Below are 14710 nucleotides of genomic sequence, written 5' to 3'. Positions count from 1 at the left end.
TTTTTCATCGGGGACACCTCTCTTTTCTTATAATATCATATAATATCATAAGCATAGCACCGGATAGAAATGGATGTCAATGCAAGGGAAGGAAGGGTTTTCCATCCCTGCTTAGGGGATATTCTGATATTTACAAAACAAAAATAGATAATATCAAGTAATAAAATAAATTGTGTTAATAATGGTATTGACAAGAGAATAAAATTAATATACTATTACAAATAAGCAATGATACAATTTAAAGTAAGAAAAGAGGGTAAGATGAAAATGCGTAAACGGACAAAGAGAGTTTTAGCACTTTTGTTTGGGGTAGTAATGATAATAAATAGTATTACTGCATATGCTACCCCCGTATCGGAAGAGAATCAAGAAACTTCATATCCTATCATCTCGACAAACGATTTGCCGAATGGACAGCTTCCTCCTGTTGAAGAGATGATACAGTTTTATGGCATGGAGGATGGCATATATCCGGGAGTAGTACGCAGCGGAGATAGCGAATATTGTGCTATTTATTTAACAGTAATGACTCCTTCCTTTCAAACAATGGGATTGCGCTATAAACAAGTTAAAATAAAGCCTCTGAGTGTTTTTAAAGACCCATATTTTGTATCTAAATCCAGAATTACTAATCCACATAAATATAGCCCAACCATAGGAATAACAATTTGTATTGGAAATTGTAAAATACCCACAGATGTAACTCGCTATAATGCAGATGCCAGTTCACTGGCTGTTCAAAAAACTGATTTGAGCTGGCTGTCAGCAATAATCGGAGTAGGATTGGGGAAAATCAATTAAAATGAAGGAACAAAGGAATAGGTATTCTTTAGAGGGGATTAGCATCCCTGAAAATTTGGCCCGCTGGTTGGAAGAAACCTGGGGAGCGCAGCCGGTGGATTACGGTAGTCTGGACGGATTTTTCCGCAGCACCCAAGAAGACAACAGCTTTTTCGCCTGTGGGAAGAAAGAGGGCGCCTTTTTGGCCTATCGTCTTCCCCAGGGAGAGCAAAGCGCCCCTTTTTATGAAGAGGAGCGGGATGCAGTGCCGCTGGAGATGAGCCGGCTTCCGGAAGGGGCCTGTCCCTTTGATGAGCAGGTGTACGCCCTGATCGGGCAGGAAACCGGCTATACTTATAGCAACAGTTCCCGGCTTCAGTTGTTGCTGCTTATTTTGCGGGGCGTGCCGGAGGAACAAAAGCAGCCGGGAAATCCCCAGTGGGAGGCCTGGAAACACTTTGCGGAGGAATACCGGCAGCGTTATGGAGAAGACCAACTTCCCTGAAAAGATGAAGCAAAGATCGGAAACAGAGAAAAAGAGGGTTTTCAAATGATCCGCTATATTGGCAAACGGTTTTTTGTGCGTCTTGTACTGCTGACGGCGGTAATTCCGGGAGTGGTAGGCCTGTTTTCCTGGGCAGAAGGCGGCCCTGCGAAAAAGCTGGGGCTTTCCCCTTTCCGGGAAACTCAGTATGTTTATGTGGACAGAGGAATCACCGTGCCGGTTTCGGGGAAAGCGGCCCAGGGCACCATCCGGGCGCTGGCGGAAGATCTTCGGTATGACGATCTGCTGGATCTGTACCCCTCCATGGGCACCTGGCCCCATCGGATGACCGAAGTGGGACAGATGTATTTCCCCACTTGTTTTGTGATGCGTCAGGGAAAGGACGCCTGGGCGCTGTCCTTGATCGGGGCGGAGCGGCCACAGGTGAAGGTGTGGAAGCTGAAAAACACAGAGGGCCAGTGGGAAACGGAATGGGAGGACTTTTATCAGAGCCGTAACCCGGAGCTTCTGGAAAGCCTGTTTGCCTTGGAAAAAGCCATCGGCCAAAAAGGCGTTTCCGCTTTGCAATAGAGCCAGGGATGGTTGCGTCCACCAGGGCAAAGAAAGTATGGCCGCGGGGACACCCCGCTGACATTGCATCCATATTGTCTCACAAGCATTCAGGCGCGGCTTGCCGCGCCTGAATGCTTGTGTTTTTTTATAGGGAATGGTATGATAAAGTGCGCAGGCAAAGGCTGCGTAGGCCTTTGACCCATACTATATCCGGCGCGCCGGCTCATTCGCCGGAAGAAGCAAAGGCGCCATGGAGGAAAGAAAATGAACAGCAAAGGAAAGTACTATTTGACCACGGCCATCGCCTACACCTCGGGCAAACCCCATGTGGGCAACACCTATGAGATCGTGCTGGCCGACGCCATCGCCCGCTATAAGCGGAAGGACGGCTACGATGTGCTCTTTCAGACGGGCACCGATGAGCACGGCCAGAAGATCCAGGAGAAGGCCGAAAAGGCCGGCATGACCCCCCAGGCCTTCGTGGACGAGATGGCTGCCGAAGTGCGCCGCAATTGGGATGTGCTCCACACCTCCTATGACCGGTTCATCCGCACCACCGACCCCATGCACGAAAAGAAGGTCCAGCAGATCTTCAAGCGTCTGTATGACCAGGGCGATATCTATAAAGGAAGCTACGAGGGCTGGTACTGCACCCCCTGCGAGTCCTTCTTCACCGAAAGCCAGCTGAAAGACGGCAAGTGCCCCGATTGCGGTGCCCCGGTGCAGAAGGCCAAGGAGGAAGCCTATTTCTTTCGCATGAGCAAATACGCCGACCGGCTGATGCAATATATCGAAGACCATCCCGACTTTATCCAGCCGGAATCCCGGAAAAATGAGATGGTCAACAATTTCCTCAAGCCCGGCCTTCAGGATCTGTGCGTTTCCCGCACCTCCTTCAGCTGGGGCATCCCGGTGGAATTTGACCCGGGCCATGTGGTCTATGTGTGGCTGGATGCTCTGACCAACTACATCACCTTCCTAGGCTATGAGCCGGAAGGGGAGAGCACAGAGGAATACAAGAAGTTCTGGCCCGCTGATGTGCATCTCATCGGCAAGGACATTCTCCGTTTCCACACCATTTATTGGCCCATCTTCCTCATGGCCCTGGGCGAGGAGCTGCCCCACCAGGTCTTCGGCCATCCCTGGCTGCTGGTGGGCGAGGGCAAAATGAGCAAATCCAAGGGCAATGTGATCTATGCCGACCATCTGGTAGAGCTGTTCGGCGTGGACGCTGTGCGCTATTACCTGCTCCACGAGATGCCCTTTGCCAATGACGGTACCATTACCTATGAGCTGCTCATCGAGCGCACCAACAGCGACCTGGCCAACATCCTGGGCAACCTGGTCAACCGGACGGTGACCATGTGCCATCGGTACCAGAATGGCGTCATGGGCAGCCATGATGTGTGCGAGCCGGTGGATGAGGAACTGAAGCAGGTGTGCCTGGAGGCCCCCGAAAAGGTGCGGCGGGCCATGGACCAGCTGAAGGTGGGCGATGCCATTGACGAAGTCTTTGCCATCTTCCGCCGGGCCAACAAGTATATCGACGAGACCATGCCCTGGGTTCTGGGCAAGGACGAGAGCAAAAAGGGCCGGCTGGATACCGTGCTCTATAACCTGCTGGAGAGCATCCGTTTCGGCGCCGTGCTGCTGGAGGCCTTCCTCCCCGACGCCGCCCAGAAGATCTTTGCTCAGCTGAACACCGATAAAACCTGCTTTGACAGCCTCAGCTCCTTCGGCGCGCTGCCGGAAGGCCATCAGGTGGGCCAGGCCGAGATCCTCTTCGCCCGGATGGACGCCGAAAAAAAGCTGGAGGAAGTGGCTGTCTTCCAGGCCGCCCATGCGCCCCAGGAGGAAAAGAAAGAGCCCCTGCCGCCCCACGAGCCCAAGGATACCATCGTCTATGACGATTTTGCCAAGGTGGAACTGACGGTGGCCAAGGTGCTTCACTGCGAAAAGGTGAAGAAGAGCAAGAAGCTGCTGCGCTTTGAGCTGGATCTGGGCTATGAAAAGCGCCAGGTGCTTTCGGGCATCGCCCAGTGGTATGAGCCGGAAGATCTGATCGGCCACAATGTGGTGGTGGTGAGCAACCTGGCTCCCCGGAAGATGATGGGGCTGGACAGCTGCGGCATGATCCTGTCGGCTACCTGCGGGGAAAACGATGTGCGGGTGGTGCTGGCCGACGGCGCCGTACCCGGGGCCCATCTGTCCTGATGGGGGTCTTTGATACCCACGCCCACTACGACTCCGGAGCCTTCAATCAGGACCGGCTGGAGGTGCTGGCCGGTTTGCCGGAACAGGGCGTGGAGCTGATCGTCAACCCAGGCTGTGACCTGCCTTCTTCCCGCAAGGCCTTGGAGCTGGCCCATACCTTCCCCTTTGTCTATGCCGCCGTGGGCATTCACCCTTCGGACTGCGGGGATTTTGAGGAGAGCCAGATGGGCGAGCTGGAAGAGCTGGCCCGGGACGAAAAGGTCAAGGCCATCGGAGAGATCGGCCTGGACTATCACTGGGAAGACAATCCCCCAAAAGAGCACCAGAAGAAAGTCTTTGCCCTCCAGATGGAGCTGGCGGAAAAACTGGGGCTGCCGGTGGTGGTGCACGACCGGGAAGCCCATGGGGACAGCATGAAGATGGTGCGGGAGCACCCGGGCGTACGGGGCGTGTTCCACTGCTATTCCGGCAGTCTGGAGGATGCCAAAGCTTTGGTGAAGATGGGCTGGATGCTCTCCTTCACCGGAGTCATCACCTATAAAAACGCCCGCCGGGCTTTGGAAGTGCTGGAGTGGCTGCCCCTGGACCGGGTGATGATCGAAACCGACTCCCCCTACCTCACCCCCGAACCTTTCCGCCGGGAGCGGAACGATTCCTCCAAGGTGTGGAAGGTGGCCGAGTGCATCGGTAAGATCAAGGGCATCTCCACAGAGAAAGCGGCCCGGATCACCCTGGAAAACGGCAAGCGATTTTTCAATATCCCATAACATCCATAACATAATAAAAAAGAGCCGAAAGGCTCTTTTTTATTGCTCAGACGATGAAAAAACCATATCGCGTGGGGATTTTTCGCTTTGTCCTTCACCAATCTGCAAAAAGCCGCGACCTGTGCGTGGCTTTTTGCACCGATCAAGAAGCCAGTGTACGCCAAAGGCGTGCATGCAGCTTCTTGCAAAACTCGGAAAAGTGGCCTGAGCCACTTTTTCGACATGCTAAAAAAAGAGCCGAAAGGCTCTTTTTTTATTTCTCCGGAGGAGCAGGATAGGATTTCGATTTTTTGGCTTTTTCTTTATAGAAAGAAGCGGGCAAGGCCGTGGAGAGTTCCAACAGCACATGGTCGAAGCCGCTGGCATAGTCCGGGGGCGGAGCGCCCAGGGACAGATACGGCGTGGAGGGGGGCAGCGGCAGGGACAGCGTGACAGTGGTGCCCTCATCGGGAACGCTGGAGATGACGCAGGTGCCGCCGTGGAGCAGCATCACCGCCCGGGCCAGCATCAGGCTGTAACCGGCGCCGCCCACCATCAATCCCCGGGACAGGGAGGATTCCGGCGGACGACTGAACAGATGGGGCAGCACCGAAGAGGGAATGCCCCGGCCCCGGTCGGCCAGGATGATGACGGCGTTGTCATCCCGCCTGGTGAGCACCAGGCGGATCCGGTTTTTCTGCCGGGTGTATTTCATGGAGTTGGAAATCAGCCCCAGGATCACCCGCTCGATCCGCTCCCGGTCAAAGGGGCAGAACAGGGGTCCCTCAGGACAATCCCAGGAAAAGGGAATGCCCACTTCTTTGGCCATGGGAGCTACCCGCTGGCAAAGCTCCCGGAAGAGCTGGCACAGATCACTCTGGCGCACATTCAGCTCCAGCTGGCCGCTTTCGGCCCGGGCGCAGTCCAACAGATTGCAGCCCATGCGCATCAGCCGGTACATCCCCTGGCGCAGTACGCTTTTGGCATATTGGCTTTTTTTGTCCTGGGCCGGGGGCAAGGCATCCCAGGCGGCGAACATGGTGCCCAGGCTGCTGCTGATCTCCCGGCTGAGCAGTTCGGCGGAGCTGAGGGCCATGGCCGGGGGATGGTTCTCCTGGGCGAAAAAGACGGTGATGAGCATATTCCCCTCTTTGGGGGTCATACTGCACCGGACGGCTTTGCCCTGGAGTTTTGTATGAAAGGAATGGCTCTGGCCCTCATGGGCCAGGGTGACGATCTGAGCGGCCAGGGAATCGGGAAAAATGTCGTTGAGAGAGCGGCCTAGCAAGTCCTCTTCCAGCTGAAAACGCAGGCTGCTTGTGACAAAGAGGATGCGGCCCGACGGGCTGCAGATCATCAGATAGTCATCGGCGGCAGGGAACCAGGTCATGTCCCCCAAAGCGGTGTTTTCCAAGGCAGGTCCTCCTTTCCGGCGGGTATGGGGAGCATCTTTGTCTTTTTTTTAGCAAAGACGGGTACATTTTGCATAACATTCATCCTCATTCTAGTATGGGATTGGCCTGTTTGCAAGAAAAACTTCCTCCAGCGGGAAAGTTCTTCCTTTGTGCTTGAGAAACCATGGGAACATAGTGTATAATCAGGAATAGGAATTATGCGCGGGCACAAAAAGCCCGCCCTATGCAAATGCAGGAAAATGCGGAGGTATCTGGAATGAGCGTAAAAATCGGTATCAACGGGTTCGGCCGTATTGGCAAGCTGGCCTTCAAGGCCGGTATCGACGATCCTGAGGTGGAGTTTGTGGCCATCAACCATCCCAGCCTGACGCCGGAATACGCAGCCTATATGCTGAAGTATGACACGGTGCACGGCAGATGGGATGCGGACATCACCTGGGACGAAAATTCCATCACCGTCAACGGCAAAAAGACCATGGTCTTCAACTGCGAAAAGCCGGGAGATATTCCCTGGGGCAGCGTGGGGGCCGAATATATCCTGGAGTCCACCGGCAAGTTCCTCACCAAGGAAAAGGCCATGGCCCACATCCAGGCCGGGGCCAAAAAGGTGGTCATGTCCGCCCCTTCCAAGGATGACACCCCCATGTTCGTGATGGGCGTCAACCATGACAAGTACCAGGGCGAGGACATCGTTTCCAACGCCTCCTGCACCACCAACTGCCTGGCGCCTCTGGCCAAGGTCATCAACGACACCTTCGGCATCGAAGAAGGCCTGATGACCACCGTCCATTCCATGACCAAGTCCCAGAAGGTGGTGGACGCCCGCTCCGGCAAGGACTGGAGAAGCGGCCGGGCCGCCTCGGGCAACATCATCCCCGCCTCCACTGGCGCGGCCAAGGCGGTGGGCAAGGTCATCCCCGAGCTCAACGGCAAGCTCACTGGCATGGCATTCCGGGTTCCCACTCTGGATGTGTCGGTGGTGGATCTGACCTGCAACCTGAAAAAGCCCGCCACCATGGAGGAGATCTGCCAGGCCATCAAGGAAGCCTCTCAGGGTTCCATGAAGGGTATTCTGGGCTATACCGACGAGCCCCTGGTTTCTTCCGACTTTGCCGGTGTGCTGGTGTCCTCTGTCTTTGACGCCAAGGCCAGCATTGCTTTGACACCCACTTTTGTCAAGCTGGTATCCTGGTATGACAACGAGGCCGGCTACGCCGCCCGCACAGTGGATCTGATGAAGCATATGCACGCAGTTTGCTCCAAATAAGAGCCATTTTCAATCCCCCGGCGCTGTAAATTGCGCCGGGGGATTTTTGCCCTTTCGACGGGATTTTTCAAAAAAAGCGGTTGCAATTTTCCAAAGATACGCTATAATAGAGTTACTCCATGCGGGTATAGTTCATTGGTAGAACGTCAGCTTCCCAAGCTGGATAGGAGGGTTCGATTCCCTTTACCCGCTCCACAAAAAAGACAGCCGCGGGCTGTCTTTTTTTATACTCTTCCGAGAGGTGAGAAAAATGGCAAAGGTGCTGTGCTTTGGCTCGCTGAACATTGATTATATCTACCAGGTACCCCATTTTGTAGGGGCAGGGGATGGCCAACAGCCAGCCCAGCCCCAGATGCCCAGCAAAGTGGAATACATGGGGCTTTTGGTGTCCTTCATGGTCCGCAGTCCGCTGGAGAGGATGAGCTGGAGACAGAGCACCGCCGAGGGCACGGCCACCACCAGGAAATAGGGCAGAGCGCAGGCGATCACATCTCCCTCTGCGCCGGAAAGGCGGAGGATGGGCCGGGCTAGAGCCAGGCATATAAGCCCGCAACCAAGGCCGATGACGCCGCCTAGCACCAGGGCATGGGACAGGGCCTGGCCCACTGCTTCTCGGTCACCCCGGCCAAAAGCCCGGGCGGTCACCACACCGGCTCCCACGCTGAAAGCGGTGTAGAACGAGATGAACAGATTGACCACCAGATTGGTGACGCCGATGCCGGCGATGGCCTGATCCCCCAGTTGTCCGGCAAAATAGGTGTCCACCGTACCCGGAAGGGTTTGCAGGATATTTTCCAGAATAATGGGCAGGGCCAGGAAAAAGACGCTTTTCCCATGTGCTGGCCCCCGGGCTGGAAGGGGAGGACACCCATGACTTTTCCCTGGAGCGGGACCCCTATGCCCTTGTGACCCATTTGCTCTATCATATCCGGGACAAGCGGCGGGATCTGGCGGCCATCATCGCCAGTGGCCAGGGCGAAGGGTTCTGGGGACCTTTTCAGCAGTGGGTGGCAGGGCCTCTTCTGGAGCGGATGCTGGAAGGACGGGACAAGGAAACGCTGGCTATCCCCTATTCCTTTTTGGCGGGCCACATTGCCAACAGCCTGATCTATCTGATCCGCTGGTGGATGGAACAGGGCATGACGGCCGCCCCGGAAGAGATGGCGGCGATCTTCTAGAAAATAACCAATCCTCTTCTTTCGGAACCGGCACAGGATACCCGACCTTAATAGGATAGCGGCACGCCGCTCTAGCGAAGGTAAAACTTTGTGCAGCAAATGCTGCCGCGCAGCGTGATATAGAGAAGTTTTCTCCACAAGACTTGGCGCTGCGCAGTATGGCAGCGGAGACACTCCGCCCGGTTGCAATGTGGGGAGAAACAGGATATAATAAAATATCAAACTGTGCCCAGGGAAAATTTTCCCGGGAAATTTGGAGTGGAAGTGTAATGGATCATAATAAACTGGCGGAACTGCTGTTCCCCCACATCGACAAAACCATGGAGGAATATCTCACAGAGATCTATCCTCCCCGGAACCTGCCCCAAGGGGCCATGGTCACCCGGTTTGCCCCCAGCCCCACCGGCTTTCTCCACATCGGCGGTCTGTTCACCGCCCTGGTCAACGAGCGGCTGGCCCACCAAAGCGGCGGCAGGATCATCCTGCGCATCGAGGACACCGACAAGAAGCGGGAAGTGGAGGACGGCATCACCGGCATCGTCTCGGGCCTGCGTGATTTCGGCGTGGAATTTGACGAGGGCATGATGAGCCAGACCGAGGAAAAGGGCGATTACGGCCCCTACCAGCAAAGCCGTCGAGGCCCGATCTACCAGGCTTTCTGTAAGGAATTGGTGAAGCGCGGCCTGGCCTATCCCTGCTTCTGCACCGAAGAGGACCTGGCCGCCATCCGCAAACAGCAGGAAGCGGAAAAGGCCCTGCCCGGCTATCATACCACCTACGCCCGCTGCCGCGATCTGACCATGGAGCAGGTGGAGGAGAACATCAAGGCAGGCAAGCCCTATGTGATGCGCCTGCGCTCGCCGGGCAAGCCCGGCGGCCGGATCAAATACAAGGATGTAATCCGGGGCGAAATCGAGATGGACGAAAACATCGCCGATATCGTGCTTCTGAAAACAGACGGCGTCCCCACCTATCACTTTGCCCACGCCGTGGACGACACCCTGATGGGCACCACCCATGTGGTGCGCAGCGACGAATGGGTCTCCTCGGTGCCCACTCATCTCCAGCTCTTCTATGTGCTGGGGCTCAAGCCGCCCAAGTATGCCCATGTCTCCCCTGTGATGAAAGAGGACAATGGGGCCAAGCGGAAGCTGAGCAAGCGGAAAGACCCGGAAGCCGCCGTTTCCTACTTTGTGGATGAGGGCTATCCCAAGGAAGCCGTGCTGGAATACCTGCTCAACCTGGCCAACTCCCCCTTTGAGGACTGGAGACGGCAGAACAAGACCGCACCTTATCAGGACTACAAGCTTCAGCTGAACAAGATGAGCCAGTCGGGCGCTTTGTTCGACTTGGTGAAGCTGGCCGATGTGTCCGCCGGCGTCATCGGCGCCTTTGATGCAGAGAAGGTGACAAAGGATGTGCTGGAATGGGCAAAGGGCCACGACGAGGAGCTGTATGCTCTTCTCAATCGGGACACAGACTATGCCCAGGGCATCTTTACCATCGACCGTGGCGGCAAAAAGCCCCGGAAGGACATCCGCAAGTGGAGCGATGTGCGGGATTATGTGAGCTATTTCTATGACGAGCTGTGGCAGGGAGAATACGACCTGCCGGAGAATCTGACAAAAGAAGATATGATCGCCATTCTGGATACCTATGCCAAGGCCTATGAGGAAGCTCCCGACAAGAACGCCTGGTTTGACGGGGTCAAGGCCATCTGCGAAGGCCTGGGCTTCTGCCCGGAGGTCAAGGCGTACAAGCAGGACCCCACCGGCTGGAAAGGCCATGTGGGCGATGTGAGCAATGTAGTGCGGGTAGCCATCACTGGCCGGAAAAACTCCCCCGACCTTTGGTCCATCATGACCCTTCTGGGCAAGGAGCGCAGCCTCTCCCGCCTCCGGAAGATGAAAGAATTTCTGGCAAAATAAAACAAATCAAGTTTGAAACCCCCTGGGGGACGATCAAAAGAAGCTCAGGGGAGTCCATTTCAAAGGAGGGCTTTGGAACCCTCCGGAAAGGAATAAAGTATGGAAAAGGACATCGTCACCAGCAATTTTATTGAGGAGTTCGTCAAGGAGGACCTGGAAGCGGGCAAATGCGACGCCATTCAGACCCGGTTTCCTCCCGAGCCCAACGGCTATCTCCACATCGGCCACTGCAAGGCCCTGTGCATCGACTTCGGCACAGCGGAGAAATTCGGGGGCAAGTGCAACCTGCGCATGGACGACACCAACCCCACCAAAGAGGACACCGAGTATGTGGACGCCATCAAGGAGGACATCCACTGGCTGGGCTTTGATTGGGACAAGTTCTGCTATGGTTCCGATTATTTCGAGCAGACCTATGAATACGCTCTGGAGCTGATCCGCAAGGGCCTGGCCTATGTGTGTGAGCTGTCCCCTGAGGAAGTGAAGAAGAACCGGGGCGATGTGAATACCCCGGCCGTCAGTCCTTATCGGGACCGGCCCATGGAAGAGAGCCTGGACCTGTTCCAGCGGATGCGGAAAGGGGAGTTCCCCGAGGGGAGCATGACCCTGCGGGCCAAGATCGACCTGGCTTCGGGCAACTTCAATATGCGTGACCCGGCGCTCTACCGGATCAAGTTCGCCCATCATCACCGCACCGGGGACGATTGGTGCATCTATCCCATGTACGACTTTGCCCATCCCATCCAGGACGCTTTGGAAGGGGTGACCCACTCTCTGTGCACCCTGGAGTTTGAGGCCCACCGGCCCCTGTACAACTGGGTGATTGAAAATGTGTCGGTGCCCCATAAGCCCCGTCAGATCGAGTTTGCCCGTCTGGGCATCGACCACACCGTCATGAGCAAGCGGAAGCTGCGGGCTTTGGTGGAAGGGGGCAAGGTGTCCGGCTGGGACGATCCCCGGATGCCCACCCTGTGCGGCTTGCGCCGCCGGGGCTATACCCCGGAATCCATCCGGAATTTCTGCGACCGCATCGGCGTGGCCAAGGTGAACAGCACGGTGGAATATGGTTTCCTGGAGCATTGCCTGCGGGAAGATCTGAACGAAAAAGCCCAGCGGGCCATGGCGGTGCTGCGCCCCATGAAGCTGATCATCACCAACTACCCCGAAGGTCAGAGCGAAACCTTCCCGGTGGAAAATAACCCGAACGATCCGGAAGCCGGCACCCGTGAGGTGTCCTTCTCCCGGGAGCTGTATGTGGAGGCTGATGACTTCCTGGAGACCCCGGTGCCCAAGTACAAGCGGCTCTATCCCGGCGGACCGGAGTGCCGTTTGAAGGGGGCCTATCTCATCACCTGCACCGGCTGCGAAAAGGACGAAAACGGCAGCATCACCGCCATCACCGCCACCTATGACCCGGAATCCCGGGGCGGCAACCCTGCCGACGGCCGGAAGGTGAAGGGCGCCACCATCCATTGGGTGGATGCCGCCACCGCCGTGGACGGAGAGGTGCGTCTGTATGACAACCTGTTCTCCGATCCTGCTCCCGATGCCGCCGACAAGGATTATCTGGAGTGCATGAACCCCAATTCCCTGGAAGTGCTGAAGGGCTGCAAGCTGGAAGCCTCCCTGGCCTCGGCCAAACCTTCGGAGCGGTTCCAGTTCCTGCGGCTGGGCTATTTCTGTGCCGACAGCCGGGACAGCGGCGAAGGCCATCTGGTCTTTAACCGGGCCGTGACCCTGAAAGACAGCTTCGGCAAGGGCAATAAATAATGGAAAACATCCATTATCTGGATAACAGTGCCACTACTCAGGTGTTGGAGGAAGCGGCCCAGGCCGCCCTCCGCCTGATGCGGCAGGACTATGGCAACCCCTCCGCTCTCCATGCCATGGGCAAACAGGCCCGGGAAGCCATGGAGCAGGCCCGGGGGCAGGTAGCTGGGGCAATGGGGTGCAAGGCAGAGCAGGTGATCTTCACCTCCTGCGGCACCGAGAGCATCAATACCGCCATCCAGAGCGCCGCCCGGAAGGGAAAAGCCTTCGGCCGGCATATCGTCAGCACCCAGATCGAGCACAAAGCCACCCTGGATACCCTGAAAGCCTTGGAGCAGGAGGGGTTCCAGGTGACCCTGGTGCCCCCGGAAAAGGACGGCACGGTGTCCTGTGACCGGGTGCTGGAAGCGGTGCGGCCTGACACCATCCTGCTCACCATGATGGAGGTCAACAGCGAGACCGGCGCCATTCTGCCCACCGCAGCGGCCATGGAAAAAGCCAAAGAAAAGGCCCCTCATTGCCTGTGCCACATCGACGGGGTGCAGGCCTATTGCAAGCTGCCCATCTCCCTTGGGGGGGTGGACTTTTTGTCGGTGAGCGGCCACAAGATCGGAGCCATGAAAGGGGTGGGCGCCCTTTACTGCAAAGATCTCCGCTCCCTGCGTCCCCTGCTCCATGGCGGCGGACAGGAGGGAAACCGGCGCTCGGGCACCGAGGGCATGCCCCAGATCGTCTCCATGGGGGTGGCCAGTGCCCTGCGGGCGGAAAAGCGGGAGGAAAGCCAGCGGCACATGGCGGCTTTGCGTCAAAGTCTGATAGAAGGGCTTTCGGCCATGCCCTGCCCGGTGCGCATCAATTCCCCTCAGAATGGGGCGGCCCATATTCTGAATATTTCCCCGGAAAAGGGCCGCAGCGAAGTGCTGCTGCGGGTGCTCTCCGACGAGGGGGTCTATGTGTCCGGGGGATCGGCCTGCGCCCGGGGCAGGCGCAGCCATGTGCTGGAAGCCATGAAGCTGCCGGCCGCCGCCATTGATGCGGCGCTGCGGGTGAGCTTCTGCCCGGAAAATACACAGGAGGATGTGAAGGCCTTTTTGGCAGGGCTTCAGAAAGCCCTGGGATTTTTCCTCTAGGCCTTCGGGAGAAATACCATGAATCAAGAAGTTTTGCTGCTCAAATGCGGAGAGCTGGTGCTCAAAGGGCTGAACCGGGCCCGGTTTGAGGACCGGCTCTTGTCCATCGTCCGCCGCCGTCTGGCGCATCTGGGGGAATATGAGGTCTATGCCATCCAGTCCACCCTGTATGTGGAGCCCAAAAACGGCGCGCCGGTGGAAGAGGCTTTGGAAGTGTGCCGGAAGATCTTCGGCGTGGTAGCCATCTGCCGGGCCATCAGCTGTCCCAAGGACATGGACAGCATCTGTCAGGCCGCGGTGGAATACCTGAAAGACACCATGGAACACACCCAGACTTTCCGCTGCCAGGCCAAGCGCTCGGACAAGCGCTTTCCCCTCACCTCTCCGGAGATCGCCCGGCAGGTGGGTGGCGCGCTGCTTTCCGCCTATCCCCGGATGAAGGTAAAGATGGACGGGGCCCAGACCCAGGTGCACATCGAAGTGCGGGACAAGGCGGCCTTCGTCTATGCCGACCGCATCCACGGCGCCGGAGGAATGCCCACCGGCACCAATGGCAAGGCTATGCTGCTGCTTTCCGGCGGCATCGACAGCCCGGTGGCCGGGTATATGATGGCCAAGCGGGGACTTTACCTGGAGGGCGTCCACTTTTTCAGCTACCCCTACACCTCGGAAGAGGCCAAGGAAAAGACCCTCCATCTGGCACGGATTCTGGCGTCCTACTGCGGCCCCATCAAGGTCCATGTGGTGCCCTTTACCGAAATCCAGGATCAGATCCGGAAAAACTGTCAGGAGGATCTGTTCACCGTGCTCATGCGCCGGTTTATGATGCGCATTGCCGAACGGGTGGCCCGGCGTCAGGACTGCGGCGCACTGGTCACCGGCGAGAGCCTGGGCCAGGTAGCCAGCCAGACCATGGAGGCCATCGGCGTCACCAACGCCGTGTGTGAGCTGCCGGTGCTGCGTCCGGCCATCGGTATGGACAAGGAGGAGATCGTCCTCATCGCCCGGCAGATCGGCACCTTTGAGACTTCCATTCTGCCCTATGAGGATTGCTGCACCGTCTTTACGCCCCGCCATCCCCAGACCAAGCCCAAGCTGCCCAAGGTGCTGGAAGAAGAGGCAAAGCTGGATGTGGAGGGCCTGATCCAGAAGGCCCTGGAAGGCGTGGAACAGGTCGTCTGCAAGGCGGAAGATTAAAAGAAAAAGTATACAGATCGGAATAAAA

At 56.9% G+C, this 14710-nt stretch carries 13 protein-coding genes and 1 tRNA gene; 12 read left to right on the top strand and 2 right to left on the bottom strand.

Features of this window, described 5'->3' with window-relative positions; genetic code table 11:
* Positions 1–261 precede the first annotated feature (261 nt).
* The 5 genes from KQI26_RS00565 to KQI26_RS00545 all read left to right on the top strand — a co-directional run bounded on the left by KQI26_RS00565 (position 262) and on the right by KQI26_RS00545 (position 4818).
* On the top strand, positions 262–801 hold the full coding sequence (locus KQI26_RS00565; RefSeq protein WP_147418030.1) for a hypothetical protein: 540 nt from the start codon (positions 262–264) through the stop codon (positions 799–801).
* Positions 802–895: 94 nt separating this feature from the next.
* Positions 896–1285, top strand: a complete 390-nt coding sequence (locus KQI26_RS00560; protein WP_147418031.1) for a hypothetical protein — start codon at positions 896–898, stop codon at positions 1283–1285.
* Between the two features lie 45 nt (positions 1286–1330).
* Entirely contained in the window at positions 1331–1855 is a 525-nt protein-coding gene (locus KQI26_RS00555; protein ID WP_118428021.1) for a hypothetical protein, read from the top strand.
* 246 nt (positions 1856–2101) lie between these two features.
* Positions 2102–4051: a methionine--tRNA ligase gene (gene metG, locus KQI26_RS00550; protein WP_216502713.1), complete on the top strand. Its 1950-nt coding sequence runs from the start codon at positions 2102–2104 to the stop codon at positions 4049–4051.
* The gene (locus tag KQI26_RS00545; protein ID WP_216502712.1) at positions 4051–4818 is read left to right on the top strand and encodes a TatD family hydrolase; all 768 of its coding nucleotides are present in this window, start codon (positions 4051–4053) and stop codon (positions 4816–4818) included. The genes metG and KQI26_RS00545 overlap by 1 nt, the downstream gene beginning before the upstream one ends.
* 253 nt (positions 4819–5071) lie before the next feature.
* On the opposite strand, the gene KQI26_RS00540 is transcribed toward KQI26_RS00545, so the two are convergent.
* Positions 5072–6211 (bottom strand): sensor histidine kinase KdpD, encoded by a 1140-nt coding sequence (locus KQI26_RS00540; protein WP_216502711.1) that lies wholly within the window; start codon positions 6209–6211, stop codon positions 5072–5074.
* Positions 6212–6468: 257 nt separating this feature from the next.
* Here KQI26_RS00540 and gap point away from each other — a divergent pair, with 257 nt between their 5' ends.
* On the top strand, positions 6469–7479 hold the full coding sequence (gene gap / locus KQI26_RS00535) for a type I glyceraldehyde-3-phosphate dehydrogenase (protein ID WP_118747965.1): 1011 nt from the start codon (positions 6469–6471) through the stop codon (positions 7477–7479).
* Positions 7480–7600: 121 nt separating this feature from the next.
* A tRNA-Gly gene (locus tag KQI26_RS00530) sits at positions 7601–7674 on the top strand.
* Positions 7675–7773: 99 nt separating this feature from the next.
* On the opposite strand, the gene KQI26_RS00525 is transcribed toward KQI26_RS00530, so the two are convergent.
* Complete coding sequence (locus tag KQI26_RS00525; protein ID WP_256447844.1) at positions 7774–8277, bottom strand: MATE family efflux transporter; 504 nt, start codon at positions 8275–8277, stop codon at positions 7774–7776.
* Between the two features lie 38 nt (positions 8278–8315).
* Here KQI26_RS00525 and KQI26_RS00520 point away from each other — a divergent pair, with 38 nt between their 5' ends.
* The 5 genes from KQI26_RS00520 (at position 8316) to thiI (ending at position 14682) form a co-directional block, all read left to right on the top strand.
* Positions 8316–8657: a TetR-like C-terminal domain-containing protein gene (locus KQI26_RS00520; protein ID WP_216502710.1), complete on the top strand. Its 342-nt coding sequence runs from the start codon at positions 8316–8318 to the stop codon at positions 8655–8657.
* Between the two features lie 269 nt (positions 8658–8926).
* The gene (gene gltX, locus KQI26_RS00515) at positions 8927–10585 is read left to right on the top strand and encodes a glutamate--tRNA ligase (protein ID WP_216502709.1); all 1659 of its coding nucleotides are present in this window, start codon (positions 8927–8929) and stop codon (positions 10583–10585) included.
* A gap of 99 nt (positions 10586–10684) precedes the next feature.
* Entirely contained in the window at positions 10685–12355 is a 1671-nt protein-coding gene (locus KQI26_RS00510; protein WP_216502708.1) for a glutamine--tRNA ligase/YqeY domain fusion protein, read from the top strand.
* Positions 12355–13485: a cysteine desulfurase family protein gene (locus KQI26_RS00505; RefSeq protein WP_118747961.1), complete on the top strand. Its 1131-nt coding sequence runs from the start codon at positions 12355–12357 to the stop codon at positions 13483–13485. Before KQI26_RS00510 ends, KQI26_RS00505 begins: the two co-directional genes overlap by 1 nt.
* An 18-nt stretch (positions 13486–13503) precedes the next feature.
* Positions 13504–14682, top strand: coding sequence for a tRNA uracil 4-sulfurtransferase ThiI (thiI, locus tag KQI26_RS00500; protein ID WP_216502707.1), 1179 nt, complete (start codon positions 13504–13506; stop codon positions 14680–14682).
* Positions 14683–14710 lie beyond the last annotated feature (28 nt).

Origin of the sequence: Intestinimonas sp. MSJ-38, assembly GCF_018917925.1 — a bacterium.
Taxonomy (GTDB): domain Bacteria; phylum Bacillota; class Clostridia; order Oscillospirales; family Butyricicoccaceae; genus Pseudobutyricicoccus.
Note: the sequence above shows the minus strand (reverse complement) of the source record. Positions and strands in the feature narration are given on the sequence as shown.

Coding starts and splice junctions, on each gene's coding strand:
- thiI (WP_216502707.1), top strand. CDS start 13,504: ATGAATCAAGAAGTTTTGCTGCTCAAATGCGGAGAGCTGGTGCTCAAA.
- KQI26_RS00510 (WP_216502708.1), top strand. CDS start 10,685: ATGGAAAAGGACATCGTCACCAGCAATTTTATTGAGGAGTTCGTCAAG.
- gap (WP_118747965.1), top strand. CDS start 6,469: ATGAGCGTAAAAATCGGTATCAACGGGTTCGGCCGTATTGGCAAGCTG.
- KQI26_RS00555 (WP_118428021.1), top strand. CDS start 1,331: ATGATCCGCTATATTGGCAAACGGTTTTTTGTGCGTCTTGTACTGCTG.
- KQI26_RS00545 (WP_216502712.1), top strand. CDS start 4,051: ATGGGGGTCTTTGATACCCACGCCCACTACGACTCCGGAGCCTTCAAT.
- KQI26_RS00565 (WP_147418030.1), top strand. CDS start 262: ATGAAAATGCGTAAACGGACAAAGAGAGTTTTAGCACTTTTGTTTGGG.
- gltX (WP_216502709.1), top strand. CDS start 8,927: ATGGATCATAATAAACTGGCGGAACTGCTGTTCCCCCACATCGACAAA.
- KQI26_RS00505 (WP_118747961.1), top strand. CDS start 12,355: ATGGAAAACATCCATTATCTGGATAACAGTGCCACTACTCAGGTGTTG.
- metG (WP_216502713.1), top strand. CDS start 2,102: ATGAACAGCAAAGGAAAGTACTATTTGACCACGGCCATCGCCTACACC.